This is a genomic window from Jeongeupia naejangsanensis (genome assembly GCF_016865585.1).
GTDB lineage: Bacteria > Pseudomonadota > Gammaproteobacteria > Burkholderiales > Chitinibacteraceae > Jeongeupia > Jeongeupia naejangsanensis.
Genome location: NZ_JAESND010000004.1, coordinates 193,228 through 208,183, shown reverse-complemented (window position 1 = coordinate 208,183; position 14,956 = coordinate 193,228). Strand labels below are relative to the sequence as shown.

Genomic DNA, 14,956 nt, shown 5'->3' with positions numbered 1-14,956 from the left:
GGCTCACGCCAGCCGCTGAATCGGCCTGCCGGTACTACAGCCGGCGATGTGCTAATGCAGGCAGCACCTTGCGAACGCGCTCCAGCTGGCTGGCCTTGAGCTCGGCACTCGCCAGCCCCGGACCTGCTTCGTGCAATGCCAGCACTTGCCCCCACGGGTCGACGATCATGCTGTGCCCCCAGGTTTCGCGGCCGCTCTGATGCACGCCGCCCTGCGCCGAAGCCACGACAAAGCACTGGTTCTCGATCGCCCGCGCCCGCAGCAACACCTCCCAGTGTGCCCGGCCGGTCGTCGCGGTAAATGCCGCCGGCAGCGCCCAGATGTCGACCTCGCCGGCAGTCCGGAACAGCTCGGGAAACCGCAGGTCGTAGCACACCGCCACCCCGAGACGGCCAAACGGCGTGTCGAGCACCAGCGGCGTATTGCCCGCCTCGATCGTGTCGGCCTCGGCATAGTGCTCGCTGCCATTGTCGAAACCGAACAGGTGAATCTTGTCGTAACGACCGACGCAGATGCCGGTCGAATCGAAGACCAGACTGGCATTGCGGACCCGCGTCGCACCCGGCGCGGCCAGCGGCACCGTGCCACCGACGAGCCACAGGCCGTGCCGGTCGGCCTGCGCGGCGAGGAAATCCTGGATCAGTCCCCGGCCGAATGCCTCGGCAACCGCGAGCTTGTCGGTGTCGCGCTGGCCCATGATCGCAAAATACTCGGGCAGAACCGCCAGCGTGGCACCTGCGCCAGCGGCACGTTCGATCAAACCGGCTGCGGTCCTCAGGTTGTCGGCCACGTCGGGCGTCGAGACCATCTGGATGGCCGTGGCTGTGAGTGTTTTCATCGTCGCATCCCCTGTTCTACGTTGTACAAGCGGTCAGCGGGACTTTGCCGCGTCGGGCGGATCTGCGGGTCGCTCATCGTGCCGCTTATATCGTATTCATAGGCAACCAATTGCCCCAGCGGGTCCTTGAGTGCGCGCTGCAGCAAAAATGCCGCAACACCGACGACCGGATTGATGATGCCGGTAGCGATTGCGACCGTATCACCGATCACCGGCACGATGCGTACCCGCAGGTTCTGCGTGCCGGCAACGAAGTTGGCGTTGCCGCGGAACAGCACCTGCGCCGCGGGGCCGGCGATCACCAGATCGTCGGTCTGCGCGATGCCCTTGTCGATTTTCGCCTGACCGGTGATGGCGTCGAACTCGAAGCCGCTCGAGAACACATCGCGGAAATCGAGCTGCACCCGGCGCGACAGCGCCTGCAGGCTCAGCACCGACAGGAAGCGTGCAACACCGGGATCGATCTTGGCAAACTGCCCGGCGCCGACATCGAGCGACATCGTGCCGCGCATCGAACTCAGATCGGGCGGGAACAGCGGCCCGTCCCAGGTCAGATCGCCGCTGAACTTCGCCGGCGCACGCTTCACGGTATCCGGGTAGCCGAGCCGGCCGAGCAGGTTGCCGGTACTTGGCGTACTGGCCTCGATATGACCGTTGACGTGGCTTCCCTGCCGCCAACTGCCATTCATGACCAGATTCAGGTCCGGATTCACCAGTTCGACCTTGTCGAGCCGCCAATCCTCGCCCTGCTGGCTGGCCAGCACAGCCATTCTGCCGAGCTGCAGTGACTTGTAGCGCAGGTCACCGATGGCGATGTCCAGCGCCGGCAGCTTGCGCACGCCGCTTGCCGCCGCATGCGCCGAATCCTGCGGTGCAGTACCCTGCGCCGTTTCGCCCAGCGGCAAGGCCAGTCGCTGCAACTGTGCGCTGAGCTTGCCGTTGCCATTGCCGTCCCAGCCCAATTTGCCGGCCAGTTCACGCGCGCTGACGTCGCTCTGCCAGTTGCGGCCATCGCCGGTAAACCGGACCCGGACCGCGTTGAGCTGCCGCCCCCAGCCGCTCAACTGGCCGATCTGCACATCGCCGGAGAGCGCCAAGGCGACATCGTCGCGTGCCCCGCTTGGCGCGACCTTGGCCCATGCCTGCACGTCGAGCGCCGGCCAGCTGCCGGAAATCGCAAAACCGGGTTTGGTTGGCGCGGCGGCGCTGGCGCTCCCCAGTACGATCTGGCCACTGCTGGCGCCCGAATCGGGCAGACGCAAGGCACCGGCCAGCAGGTTGCCGTAACCGAAATCGATCCGGCTGCCCTTCGGGTCACCGGCCAGCTGCAACCGCAGTAGCCGGACATCGCCAACGCGCTTGCCCAGCGGCGCCGGCAGGTCGACCTCCGCTTGCATCAGTGGCGATTGCACGTTCAGCGTATAGCCGTCGTCCCCCAGATCCAGCTGCCCCTGATAGGCGACCGCCCCCTTGATGTTGCCGCCCAATGGCATCGGGTAACGGCGCATCACCTCGGCCAGTTGCACCTGCCCGGCAAGCTGCAGCCGGAGTTTGCCATCGGCACCGGTCTTGCCCGAGACGCGACTGTCACCGCCGAAAATCCGCGCCGCACCGTTGCGCAGCTCGAAACTCCGCTCGGTGAAGCCGAGTTCGCCGCGCGCGCGCGTCAGCAGCGGCACGCCGGCGCCGAAATCGAGCTGGTTGTCGGCATACTGGAACCGGCCGTCGACCCTGGTGGCATCCGGATTGTCCAGCGGCACGCCGAGCTTGAGTGTCAGTTCGCCGCTGCCTTCGGCCTTCAGCCCGTCGACATACGCGGCGGTGTGCGCATGCAGCGGGCTCTGGCGCAGGAAGTCGAGGAAATCCGACGTTTTCCCTCCGGCGCTTCCGTCGATTTCCAGCAAGGGTTGATGGGCAAGATCGGCGATGGCGACATGCACCTTCGACAGCGAGGTGCCGAGGATCTTCGCGCCGCTATCGGCGCGGATGTCCATCCTGTTGCCATGGAAATCGAGCACGCCGTCGATGTTGCTGATCGGCGGCCAGCCATCGGCGAAATCGAGCGTGACGCCGCGCGCCAAGGCGGTGATCTGGAAGCGACCGCCCCGGTCGTCCGGAAACGGAAACTTGGCCAGCGGCCCGTGCACGACGACCTTGCCATCCAGCCCCTGCCCCGCTTTCAGCGAATGCTTGAGCCAGGCGAGCGTTTCAGCCCCTGCCTCGCGCGGCAGATAGGCATATGCACGCTGCGCGGTCAGCCGGCCGATACGCCCGCTGACGTCGAGCAGGTCGTCATCGGCGTTGCGATAGCGGTAATTCGCTTTCAGATCGAGCGTGATGTCGCGGTTCTCGAAAGCGAGCTTCGGCAAGTCGATCCGCCACTCCTCCCCTTCACGACGCCAGTCGGCTTCGACAGCGGCCTTGTCGAACACCAGCGGCTCGGCAAATTCGGACGGCCATTCGATACCGAAGCGCGGGCTGGTCAATTGCAGTTCGCCCCGTTTTTCGTCGAACTGCAGCCAGACATCGGCGCCACTCACGCCAGGCCAGCCGGCGACACCGGCCACCGTTGCGCCAGCAAGGACCATCCGCCCCGAATAGTGGCCGGGTTTGCCGGCATCGCCGGCCCACGACAATTCGCCGTCCTTGAGCTGGCCCGCCAGCCGCAGTGACGCGACCTGTTCGGCCCATGCCTTCGGCAACATCGGCAGATAGGCCGGCAGCGTTTCCAGCTGCCAGCCACGCGCCCTGATGCGGCGCTGATCACCGGCCGTTTCGCTGTAACTGAGACTGCAGCCATTGCACAGCAAACCGTCGCGGCCGTCCGCACGGGTGATGTTGATGTCGATCCGACGCAGCTTGTCGCGCTGCTCGAGTGCAAAACGGCCGTCGAAACGCGCCAGCGTGATCGGTGCATCGCCAATCCGGGCGGTCCAGTCCTGCCCTTTCAGGGACAACTGCGCCGACCCGATCCGCCCGCCGGCAAAATCGAACGACAATCGTCCCCCCGCCTGCCCCGACAGCGCCGGAAACGGCCGCCGGGCCTCGGGGATCTGCGACCAGACCTGAGCCAGATCGGCGCGGTCGATTTGCAGATCGAGCGAGCCGCGCCACGTCGCCAGCCGGGCAAGATGCTTGCCGCTGAAGCGGCCACTCAATGTGACCGGGCTGGCGATCGCCGCCGGGGGCGTCAGCGACAGCTTGACGCGATGCTGCCCCAGCCAGTTGCTCAGCACGAAGCTCACATTGGCGAACCGTTGCGGGCCGGCCTGGGTCAGTGCGTCGTCCCAGACGAGCTCGCCGCCACTCAAACGGACCTCGCCCTGTTCGAGCAGCCAGTCGACAAAGCGGTTGTCCTGGCCGTCTTGCGCGGTATGCAGTGCCAGGCTGCCAAGATGCAAGCGACCTTCTGCATCGCGCGACAATGACACGCGTGGCGCCTCGAGCCGCAGTTGCTTGAAATGCAGCTTGCCGACGAACAGCGACCACCACGTCAGATCGGCATCCAGGCGCGCCAGCTGCAGCGCCGGCACATGCCGCGCGTCGAGCACGCTGACGCCTTCCATCGTCAGCCTCGGGCGACCGCCGCGCCAACCGCCTTCGATGTGATTCAGTTGCAGTGGCACGCCGCTGGCACTCGACAGCGCGGCGACGATCTGCGGCCTGAACTCATCCAGCCTAGGCACGAAGTAGAACTGCCAGGCCGTCGCGGCCACGGCCAGTACCAGCGCAACCAGCCCCAGCAACCACAACAGCAGGCGGCCATGCCAGCGCGCGACCCGACCCAGTACGTGGCCGATCCTGCCAAGGCGACCGGTCAGGCGTTTCAGCACCGGCATTGGCCCGTACAGGCGTGCGGCAGAAATCGGGGGCGGAAAGCGGGGCGAAGAAAATCAACAAACATGAGAAATGCCGGTGCGCCCGGAACAGGCTGATTGTGCTAGCGTAAACAGTCGTCGATTCTAACGCGAACAGACCCGTCCCATGAGCTGCGATACTGTGACTTCGAGCACACTGGCCCCGGCGCTGGCCCACAGCCGCTACCTGCAACGCCTCTTTACCCGTCATCCCGATCTCGCCGACGAGACCGCCGCCCACCTGTACCAGCCTTTCAGTCATGCAGAGATGTCGCTGCGCCTGCTGAACGACAGCGCAAATGACGAAGCGGCTTTCAAGCGCAAGCTGCGCCGGTTGCGGCAGGCGGTGATGGCGAGGCTGATCGCCCGCGAACTCGAAGGACTGGCCGATCTCGACGAGGCGGTCCACACGGTGTCGGATCTCGCCGAACTGGCGGTCCAGCATGCACTCGCCTTCGTCACACGCAATGAAACCCGCCCCGGCCGGCCGATCGGCGAGGACAGCGGTGAACTCCAGGAGCTGATCGTCGTCGGCATGGGCAAGCTCGGCGGACGCGAACTCAACGTCTCGAGCGACATCGACCTGATCTTCGTCTACCCCGAGGACGGCACAACCGACGGCGATGTCAGGCTGACCAATCACGAATACTTCACGCGGATCGGCAAGAAACTGATCCAGCTGATCGACGACCCGACCGAAGACGGCATCGTTTTCCGCGTCGACATGCGGTTGCGTCCGTTCGGCGACTCGGGCCCGCTGGTGTGTTCGTTCGCCGCACTGGAGAACTACCTGATCACCCAAGGGCGCGAATGGGAGCGCTACGCATGGATCAAGGGCCGCGCGATGACCGGTGACGGCGATGCGCTGATGCAGCTGATCCACCCCTTCGTCTACCGCAAATACCTCGACTACGGCGCCTACCAGTCGATGCGCGAGTTGCACAGCCAGATCCGCCGCGAGGTGCAGCGCCGAGACCGGATCGACAACATCAAGCTCGGGCCGGGCGGCATCCGCGAGATCGAATTCATCGGTCAGGTCTTCCAGCTGATTCGCGGCGGCCGCGTCAAGGCGCTGACGCAGCGCGAGACGCGGGGCACGCTCGACGAACTCGGCCGGCAGGGCCTGCTGCCTGCCGAAACCGTCGCCGAACTGCAAATGGCGTATGCTTTCCTGCGCAACGTCGAGCATCGGCTGATGTACATTGACGATGCACAGACGCAAACCCTGCCCGGCAACGATGACGACCGGGCCCGGATCGCCACCAGCATGGGCTTTGCCGACTGGGCGGCATTCACGGCGGCACTCGCGTATCACCGCGATCGGGTGACGCTGCAGTTCGAACAGATTTTCGGCCTGCCGCAGGAGGCAACGGGCGGTGCCGACGACGGCGCCTGGCAGCAGACCCGCGACGGCGAACAGGCACCGGACGCGCTCGCCGCCAAGGGTTACCGCGACGCAACCGAACTGGCGCGCAAACTTGCCGCCTTCGCCAGCAGCAACCGCTACCAGCAAATGCCCGACCGCTGTCGTCAGCGCGTTGACCACATCCTGCCGGCGCTGATCGGCGTCGCCGCAGGCTATCCGAACCCGGACGACACGCTTTCGAGGCTGCTCGGTCTGCTGGAGGCCATCGGCCGGCGCGAATCCTATCTGGCGCTGCTGGCCGAACATCCGCAGACGCTGAACCGGCTGGCCGAACTCTACAGCGCCAGTCCGTGGGTATCGGATTACCTGACCCGCCACCCCATCCTGCTCGACGAGCTGCTTGATGCGCGCCTGCTGTATCAGGCGCCCGACTGGGTCAGGCTAGGCAAGATCCTGCGGCAGGAAATCGCCGAACTCGGCGACGATACCGAGGCAAAGATGGATTGCCTGCGGCATTTTCAGCACACGCAGGTCTTCCGCATCGTGGCGCAGGATCTGGCGGGGTTGTTGTCGCTGGAAACGGTATCGGACCACCTGTCTGCTCTGGCCGACCTGATCCTGACGGTCACGATCGCCGAGGTCTGGCGCGAGTTGCCCAAGCGGCATTGCGAGGTGCCACGCTTCGCCGCCATCGGCTACGGCAAGCTCGGCGGCAAGGAGCTCGGCTACGGCTCGGATCTGGACCTGGTCTACCTGTACGACGATCCCCATCCGGACGCGCCGGAAAGCTACGCGCGGCTGGCCAAGAAAATCGTCACCTGGCTGACCACACTGACGTCTGCCGGCGCGCTCTACGACATCGACCTGCGCCTTCGGCCGAACGGCACCTCGGGGCTGCTGGTTTCCAGCATCGAAGCGTTCGCCGAGTACCAGCGCAAATCGGCATGGGTATGGGAGCATCAGGCGCTGACACGGGCGCGCTTCGTCTGCGGCGAAGCGACGATCGGCGCGGCCTTCGATGCCGTCAAGAACGACATCCTGCGCAGCGAGCGCGACCTCGACGCGCTGCGCGAAGAGGTGGTCAAGATGCGGGAGCGGATGTTCGAAACCCATCCGCCCAAGCCCGATGACGTCAAGCATTGTCGCGGCGGCATTGTCGACATCGAGTTCATCGTTCAGTACCTGATTCTGGCGCACGCCCGCCGCTTCGGTGACCTGACCGGAAATCTGGGCAACATCGCCCTGCTCGGTTTCGCCGCGCGCGACGGGCTGATCGATGCCGGCCTGGCAAGCCATGCGCAGACCGCCTACCGCGAACTTCGGCGATTGCAGCATGCCAACCGGCTCAACGGCACCAAGCCGTCGCCGGCAACACTGGCGACCATCGCCGATGCGATGGCAGCGGTGCGGACGCTCTGGAGCCAGCTCTTCGGCGAACCGGCAGACGAATGAACAACGGGCAGCCCAGGCTGCCCGTTGTTCATTCGTTTCCGTTCAAAGCGGGAACGAGAAGTACTGCACCGCTGCCATTTCTCCGGGCAGGTAGCTGCCCAGCCATGCGGTCTCCATCTTGATGTGCTGGATCAGGGCGACGACATGGCGCGGATCGGTGTTGGTTGCAAACCAGAGCTCCTTGCGCCAGACGCAACCGTCTTCCTCGACGACCTCGATGCCGGGCGTGAGCTCGTCCAGCGACTTGCCGCGGCGCACGTAACCGACAGCCGCCAGCAGTTTGCCGAGCTCGTCGTGGGTCTGGCTGACTTCGATGACGAAGGCCGCCATGCCGGGCGAGATCTGCTGCATGTTGACGTAGGCCCGGGTATCGAGCACCGCCCTGCGGGTGATCTCGGCAATGCAGTCCGGGCAGGTAAAGGCGACCCGGATCAGGAAGGCCTCGTTCTGTTCGAACGAACTCGGCAGGGCCTGCAAGGCATGACCGCAACGGTAAGTCATACGACTGTTCAATCTTTCCATCAGCCGCACCAATCCAACAAGTTAGTAATGTTGGATTAATTTACCGGAAAACAGCGCATAAAGAAAAGGCGCCCCGTCGGGCGCCTTTCATCTGTTGCACTTATTCCTATGGAATCAGGCAGTTTGCACCGGATTGCGCAGGCGGATATGCAGCTCGCGCAGTTGCTTTTCGTCGACCGCGTTCGGTGCGTTTGTCAGCAGACACTGGGCGCGCTGGGTCTTCGGGAAGGCAATCACGTCGCGGATCGACTCGGCGCCGGTCATCAGCGTGACCAGACGGTCGAGGCCGAAGGCCAGGCCACCGTGCGGCGGCGCGCCGAACTTGAGGTTGTCCAGCAGGAAGCCGAACTTGTTCTGTGCTTCTTCCTCGCCGATGCCGAGTGCGTCGAACACGGTCGACTGCACGTCGGCCTGGTGGATACGCACCGAGCCGCCGCCCATTTCCCAGCCGTTCAGCACCATGTCGTAGGCACGCGCCTTGCACGCACCCGGATCGGTCTTCAGCAGTTCAAGATGTTCGGCCTTAGGCGAGGTGAACGGGTGGTGGCAGGCGTTCCAGCGCTTGCCGTCTTCGTCGTATTCGAACATCGGGAAATCGACGACCCACAGCGGCTTCCACGACTTGGTGAAGTAACCGCCGGCTTCGCCCTTCTCGTGACCGATCTTGATGCGCAGCGCGCCGATGGCTTCGTCGACGACCTTGCGCTTGTCGGCGCCGAAGAAGATCAGGTCGCCGTTCTGCGCGCCGGTGCGTTCGATGATCGCCTTCAGTGCATCGTTCGACAGGAACTTGACGATCGGCGCCTGCAGGCCCGAGTTGTCCGGATCGTTGCTGATGTTCGAAACGTCGTTGACCTTGATGTAGGCCAGACCCTTGGCGCCGTAGATGCCGACGAACTTGGTGTACTCGTCGATCACCGAACGGCTGAAGTCCGCACCGCCCGGGATGCGCAGGCCGACGACGCGACCGCCTTCCATGTCGGCTGCACCGCGGAAGACCTTGAACTCTTCCGTCTTCATCACGTCGGTCAGTTCGGTGAACTTGAGGTCGACGCGCAGGTCCGGCTTGTCCGAGCCGTAGTAGAACATCGCATCGTCGTACTGCATGCGCGGGAATTCGCCGAGGTCGACGCCGATCGCTTCCTTGAAGACGTGGCGTGCCATTTCCTCGGTGATCGACATGATTTCTTCCTCGTTCAGGAACGAGGTCTCGATATCGATCTGGGTGAATTCGGGCTGGCGGTCAGCGCGCAGGTCTTCGTCGCGGAAGCACTTGGTGATCTGGTAGTAGCGGTCGAAGCCGGCGACCATCAGCAGTTGCTTGAACAGCTGCGGCGATTGCGGCAGCGCGAAGAACTGGCCGTCGTGCACGCGGCTCGGCACCAGATAGTCGCGCGCGCCTTCCGGCGTGCTGCGGGTCAGCATCGGCGTTTCGATGTCGATGAAGCCCTTGGTGTCGAGGAAGTTGCGCACCAGCAGCGCGACCTTGTAGCGCAGGCGCAGGTTTTTCTGCATCTGCGGGCGACGCAGGTCGATCACGCGGTTGGTCAGGCGGACGTTTTCCGACAGGTTTTCGTCGTCGATCTGGAACGGCGGCGTGTCGGCCTTGTTGAGGATCACGATGTCCTTGGCCAGCACTTCGATCTGGCCCGAAATCATCTTGGCATTGGTCGTGCCTTCCGGACGACCGCGCACCAGACCGGTGATCTGCAGGACGTACTCGCTGCGCGACGAATCGGCCAGCTTGAAGGCTTCCGGGGTATCCGGATCGATCACGACCTGGACGATGCCTTCGCGGTCACGCAGGTCGATGAAGATCACGCCGCCGTGGTCACGACGACGATGGGCCCAGCCCTGAAGAACGACGGTCTGGCCAAGGTAACGCTGGTCGATCAGACCACAGTAATCGGTACGCATGATTGCATTTTTCCTTTGTATTTGAATCAGGCCGCGGGCTGAGTCGCGGCCACCGGCAGGGGGGCCGGCTTGCCGGCCGGGGACACCACACCGAGGGAAATCACGTATTTGAGTGCTTCGTCGACACTCATTTCCAGTTCGTGCACATCGGCTTTGCGCGCCATGAACAGGAAGCCCGAGGTCGGGTTCGGCGTCGTCGGCACGAACACCGAAATCAGCTCCTGCCCCAGCTTGTCGGCGATCTCGCCGCTGACCTGACTGGTGACGAAACCGACCGCCCAGGTGCCCTGATGCGGAAACTGCACCAGCACCGCGGTGCGGAACGCCTGTCCCGAATCGGAGAACAGCGTATCCGACACCTGTTTGACGCTCGAATAGATCGAACGGACGATGGGAATGCGGTTGAGTACCCACTCACCCAGCAGCAGCAGTTGCCGGCCGATGATGTTGTGGGCAATCAGCCCGGTGACCAGCAGGACAACGGCGGTCAGTACGACACCGAAGCCCGGTATCGCCTGCTTGTCGGCCAGCCAAGGCATGTCGTTGGCCAGACGCTGCAACAGCCAGTAATCGGGGCGCATCGGCGTCGGCAGCAAGGCGCCGATCTGATCCATCGTGCCGATGATCAGGTTCAGTACCCAGAGCGTGATCGCGAGCGGCACCCAGATCAGGAGGCCGGTCAGCAGGTATTTCTTCAGGCTGGCCATCAAGGTGTCCGTATCAATGGGCGTGGCCGCAGTTGCCCGAACCGCAGGCACCGCCGGACGGTGCCGGGCTGCTGCCGTTCTTGAAATCGGTCACGTAGTAACCCGAACCCTTGAGCTGGAAGCCCGCGGCGGTCACCTGTTTCACGTACGTCTGGCCATGGCAGCTCGGGCACTCCACGAGCGCCGCATCGGCCATCTTTTGCATGTGTTCGCCGTCGTGTCCGCAGGACGAGCAGCGGTAAGCATAAATCGGCATGTTCTGCCCTCCGCAAACAAACCGGAGAGTATACCGCAAGCGTCGCCGAGCAGAAGGGCGACGATGGCGTGCCAGGCCTGTGGCATCAAGTTGTTTAGCACGCACGCCGCGCTGCCTCGCGCGCATGACGCTGCAACTGCGTCGCGCTCGTTGTCCGCCTTGCGTTGTGGCGGAACGATGGTGTGACCGGACCCGCGCACAAACAACGTAGCCCCGGCCTTGCGGGCGGGGCTGGACGTGGATTCGGATGAAAAACGGTCAGCTGTTGAGCTTGAACTCGATCGGTACCAGCACCGTGCCAACGACCGACTCGCTGCCCTTCTTGGCCGGCACGAATTTCCAGCGGTTCTTGACGGTGTTCTTCGCGACTTCGTCAAGCCGGGGGAAGCCGCTCGATTTGGCGACCTCGACCGAAATCGGCAAGCCGTTCTCGCCGACGCGAACGCGCAACGTCACCGCGCCCTCCTCGCCGAGCGCACGCGACTGCGGCGGATAGGCCGGACGCGGATTGGCCAGATAGTTGGCATGGAACGACGGCGCGGTTTCGGTCACCGGCGCAGCGGCGGCAGATTTTTCGGCACCGGCAGTGGCTGCTGCAGGCGCGGCGGGTGCAGCCGGTGCCGCAGGGGCTGCCGGTGCAGCAGCCGCGGCGGCCGGTTCGGGCTCGGCCGGACGGCTGTCGTGCAGGGCCTTTTCACTGGTGGTGGTCTTGGCCACCGGCTTGGCGACAGGCTTGGCCTGCTGCTTGACGGGCTCGGCCTTGGGTTCCGTCTTGGGCTCGACTTTGGGCTTGGCCGGTTGCGGTTCGGGCCTTGTCGCCGGAGCAGCCTGCGGCTTCGCTGCGGGCGCCGGTTCGCTCAGCGTCGCGAACATCAGCGAAGGCTGGATGATCTGTGGTGGCGTCGTCGAAACGAAAGTGCTGACGACGAAGTAGATCGCCAGAAGGTGCACGCCGGTCACGCCGATCAGCACCGGGCTGACGCGCCATCTGAAATCGTTATTGAGAACCATTCGCGTATAATAATTGAGAAAAGGCATCGCTTTCAAGGGTAGTTCGTTGCCGCTTTTCCGCCGATGCAGCCGGGGAAGTCCGCAATTGGCACCGGCAGCCCGCCGGCGTTAGGGTAAGCGGCCCGCCATCCGGATCCCGATCATGTCCCCGCTTTCCGCCACCCTGAACGGGCTGATGCTCTCGGCCAGCCTGATCATGGCGATCGGTGCCCAGAATGCCTTCGTGCTTCGCCAGGGTATCGCCCGCCAGCAGCTTTTTCTGACGGCGTTCTGCTGTGGTCTCTGGGATCTGGTCATGATGAGTGCCGGCATTGCCGGCATGGGGACCTTGCTGACGGCCGCACCGGGTTTGCAACGCTGGATGGCGCTGGCGGGTGCGGCCTTCGTCTGCTGGTACGGCTTTGGCGCGCTGAAAAAAGCCATCCGCCCGACCGCGCTGGCCCCCGAGGTCGCGCGCGGCATCGCCTCGCCACGTGCGGTCTTCATCGCAACACTGGGCTTTTCCTTCCTGAACCCGCACGCGCTGCTCGACACCATCGTGCTCGTCGGCGGCATCGGCGCCCAGCAACCGGCCGAAGCCCAGCCGTGGTTTCTGCTCGGCGCCGCCGGTTTTTCCTTCATCTGGTTCTTCAGCCTGACCTTTGCCGCAACACGGCTCACACCATGGTTCCGCGATCCGCGCGCCTGGCGCATCCTTGATCTGCTGATCGCACTGATGATGTTCGCGATCGCACTGTCGCTCGTCCGTTCGGTTCTCTGAAAGAAAATCCGTCTCAATTTCGGCGCATTTGTGCCGATAAAGGCTGGCAGTCCGCCGTCGAACACCACCCAAGGAAAAAGCCATGAATATCGGACACCGGCTGATCGCACTGATCGTTGCCGCCATTGCCGCGCTTGTCGTCGTCGGCATCGCCGGCAATGTCATGTTCAAACAGGTCGAAACCAGCGTCGCCCTGCTCGTCGACGATGCGTTCGACGGCCTGAGCAAAGGCAACGACATCAACAACAACTACAAGATCGAGCAGATCCTCGTCGCCCAGTACGTCGTCGAACAGAACCCCGACGCGCGTACCAGGCTGGCCGACGAAATCGGCCAGCGCCGCGCTGCAATCGAGCAGACCGCACGCGATTACGAGAAAGTGCATACCGACAGCGAAGACCAGCAGCGTTTCGCCGACTTCAAGTCGAGCCTGCAGTCGTTCCACACGATCTACGACGAGGTCATCGCCAAGGCCAAGGCCGGCGACGTGGCCGGCGCGCAGACGCAGATCGCGCATCAGGGCCGCGACGCTGCGATCGCAACCGAGAAGAAGCTGGAAGCACTCCACGAGCACAACGCGCACGAGGCCAAACTGCAGCAGGACGCCATCCTCGCCAGCGAAGCCAGCGCCCGCAACGTGATGGCCGGCGCCGTGGCACTGGCCGCGATTGCGCTCGCGGTGTTCGGCACCCTGCTCTACCGTTCGATCCGCCAGCCGCTGCTGGCCATGCAGCAGACCGTCGGCGAGATCGAGGCCAGCCTCGACTTCACCCGGCGCGTGCCGGTGCGCGGCAACGACGAAATTGCCCAGACCGTCACCGCGTTCAACCGCCTGCTCGACCGCACCCGCCAGAGCCTGAAGGACATGTCGGACCACATCCGCACCATCGGCAGCGCGACCGGTGAAGTCGCCCGCGCCGCCGGCAGCATGTCGCAGAACGCCGGCAGCACCAGCGAAGCAGCGACGAGCATGGCGGCCACGGTCGAGGAAGTCACCGTCAGCATCAGCCACATCGCCGATCGTGCGTCCGAAGCCGACCAGATCTCGCGCGAGTCGGGCCGTCAGGCCAGCACCGGCGCGCAGGTGATCGATACCAGCGTCACCCGCATCGATGCGATTTCGGGCTCGGTGCGTGAAGCCGCCGGCCAGATCGATGCATTGAAGGAAAAAAGTGCCGACATCAATGCGGTCGTCGGCGTGATCAAGGACATCGCCGACCAGACCAATCTGCTGGCACTGAACGCCGCGATCGAAGCGGCCCGCGCCGGCGAAACCGGCCGCGGCTTCGCCGTCGTCGCCGACGAAGTCCGCAAGCTCGCCGAGCGCACCGCGGTGTCGACGCAGGAAATTTCGGGCACCGTTGCCGCGATCCAGCAGGGCGCGCTGGCCGCGGTCGAGCGGATGCGCGAAGTCGTCCTCGAAGTCGAAGGCGCCGTGTCGCAAGCACGCGAAGCCGGCACCGCGATCGGCGCGATCCGCAGCGGTTCGACCGCCGTGGTCGAACACGTCGCTGACATCAGCGGCGCGATCCGCGAGCAGAGTGCGGCCAGCACCAATATCGCCCAACTGGTCGAACGCATCGCACAGATGTCCGAAGCCAGCAGCAGCGCAGCGATGCAGACCGCCAACTCGGCGCGCGAGCTCGACCGGCTGGCCGGAGAAATGAACCGTGAAGTCGAACGTTACCGTCTGTGATGACGGCCTGCCGCGCTGCGGCTGGCTGTCGACCGACCCGCTCTACGTCGCCTATCACGACGAAGAGTGGGGCCTGCCATGCCATGACGAGCGCACGCTGTTCGAGATGCTCTGTCTTGAAGGCATGCAGGCCGGGTTGTCGTGGCTGACGGTACTGAAAAAGCGCGACGGCTACCGTCGCGCTTTTTGCAATTTCGATGCGGCAGCCATCGCGGCGTTCGGTCCGGCCGACGTCGACCGGCTGGTGCTCGACCCGGGCATCATTCGCCATCGCGGCAAGATCGAAGCCATCATCGGCAACGCCCGGGCGCTGCTCGACCTGCATGCGCGCGGCGAAACGCTCGAACGCGTCGTCTGGCACATCGTCGGCAACACGCCGAAGATCAACGCACCGGCGTCACTGGCCGATGTGCCGGCCAGCACGATGGAGTCGGACCTGCTGTCGAAGCAACTGAAAAAGCTCGGCTTCCGCTTTGTCGGCAGCACAACCTGCTACGCCTTCATGCAGGCTTGTGGCCTCGTCAACGACCACGTCGCCGGCTGCTGCAAGCACGGCTGACCGGTTGGCCTTGAC

The 14,956-nt window shown here is 64.4% G+C and carries 11 protein-coding genes; 4 read left to right on the top strand and 7 right to left on the bottom strand.

The window, feature by feature from the left end:
• Positions 1 to 34: 34 nt before the first annotated feature.
• On the bottom strand, positions 35 to 838 hold the full coding sequence (locus JMJ54_RS10495) for a carbon-nitrogen hydrolase family protein (protein ID WP_203538463.1): 804 nt from the start codon (positions 836 to 838) through the stop codon (positions 35 to 37).
• Positions 835 to 4,671, bottom strand: coding sequence for a YhdP family protein (locus tag JMJ54_RS10490; RefSeq protein WP_203538461.1), 3,837 nt, complete (start codon positions 4,669 to 4,671; stop codon positions 835 to 837). The genes JMJ54_RS10495 and JMJ54_RS10490 overlap by 4 nt, the downstream gene beginning before the upstream one ends.
• A gap of 151 nt (positions 4,672 to 4,822) precedes the next feature.
• On the opposite strand from JMJ54_RS10490, the gene glnE reads away from it, so the two are divergent.
• Positions 4,823 to 7,513, top strand: a complete 2,691-nt coding sequence (gene glnE / locus JMJ54_RS10485) for a bifunctional [glutamate--ammonia ligase]-adenylyl-L-tyrosine phosphorylase/[glutamate--ammonia-ligase] adenylyltransferase (RefSeq protein WP_203538459.1) — start codon at positions 4,823 to 4,825, stop codon at positions 7,511 to 7,513.
• A 42-nt stretch (positions 7,514 to 7,555) separates the two neighbouring features.
• Here glnE and JMJ54_RS10480 read toward each other — a convergent pair whose 3' ends face one another.
• The 5 genes from JMJ54_RS10480 to JMJ54_RS10460 all read right to left on the bottom strand — a co-directional run bounded on the left by JMJ54_RS10480 (position 7,556) and on the right by JMJ54_RS10460 (position 11,926).
• Entirely contained in the window at positions 7,556 to 8,014 is a 459-nt protein-coding gene (locus JMJ54_RS10480) for a hypothetical protein (protein ID WP_203538457.1), read from the bottom strand.
• Between the two features lie 135 nt (positions 8,015 to 8,149).
• Entirely contained in the window at positions 8,150 to 9,952 is a 1,803-nt protein-coding gene (gene aspS / locus JMJ54_RS10475) for an aspartate--tRNA ligase (protein ID WP_203538455.1), read from the bottom strand.
• A gap of 26 nt (positions 9,953 to 9,978) precedes the next feature.
• Positions 9,979 to 10,659 carry a DUF502 domain-containing protein gene (locus JMJ54_RS10470; protein ID WP_203538453.1) on the bottom strand — a complete coding sequence of 227 codons (681 nt, stop codon included), beginning with the start codon at positions 10,657 to 10,659 and terminating at the stop codon, positions 9,979 to 9,981.
• 13 nt (positions 10,660 to 10,672) lie between these two features.
• Complete coding sequence (locus JMJ54_RS10465; RefSeq protein ID WP_203538450.1) at positions 10,673 to 10,915, bottom strand: FmdB family zinc ribbon protein; 243 nt, start codon at positions 10,913 to 10,915, stop codon at positions 10,673 to 10,675.
• A 258-nt stretch (positions 10,916 to 11,173) separates the two neighbouring features.
• Positions 11,174 to 11,926, bottom strand: a complete 753-nt coding sequence (locus JMJ54_RS10460; protein ID WP_203538448.1) for an energy transducer TonB — start codon at positions 11,924 to 11,926, stop codon at positions 11,174 to 11,176.
• Between the two features lie 142 nt (positions 11,927 to 12,068).
• Here JMJ54_RS10460 and JMJ54_RS10455 point away from each other — a divergent pair, with 142 nt between their 5' ends.
• The 3 genes from JMJ54_RS10455 (at position 12,069) to JMJ54_RS10445 (ending at position 14,941) form a co-directional block, all read left to right on the top strand.
• Positions 12,069 to 12,686, top strand: coding sequence for a LysE/ArgO family amino acid transporter (locus JMJ54_RS10455; protein WP_239000017.1), 618 nt, complete (start codon positions 12,069 to 12,071; stop codon positions 12,684 to 12,686).
• Positions 12,687 to 12,768: 82 nt separating this feature from the next.
• Positions 12,769 to 14,382, top strand: coding sequence for a methyl-accepting chemotaxis protein (locus tag JMJ54_RS10450; protein WP_203538446.1), 1,614 nt, complete (start codon positions 12,769 to 12,771; stop codon positions 14,380 to 14,382).
• Entirely contained in the window at positions 14,357 to 14,941 is a 585-nt protein-coding gene (locus JMJ54_RS10445; protein WP_308437998.1) for a DNA-3-methyladenine glycosylase I, read from the top strand. Before JMJ54_RS10450 ends, JMJ54_RS10445 begins: the two co-directional genes overlap by 26 nt.
• Positions 14,942 to 14,956: the final 15 nt, after the last annotated feature.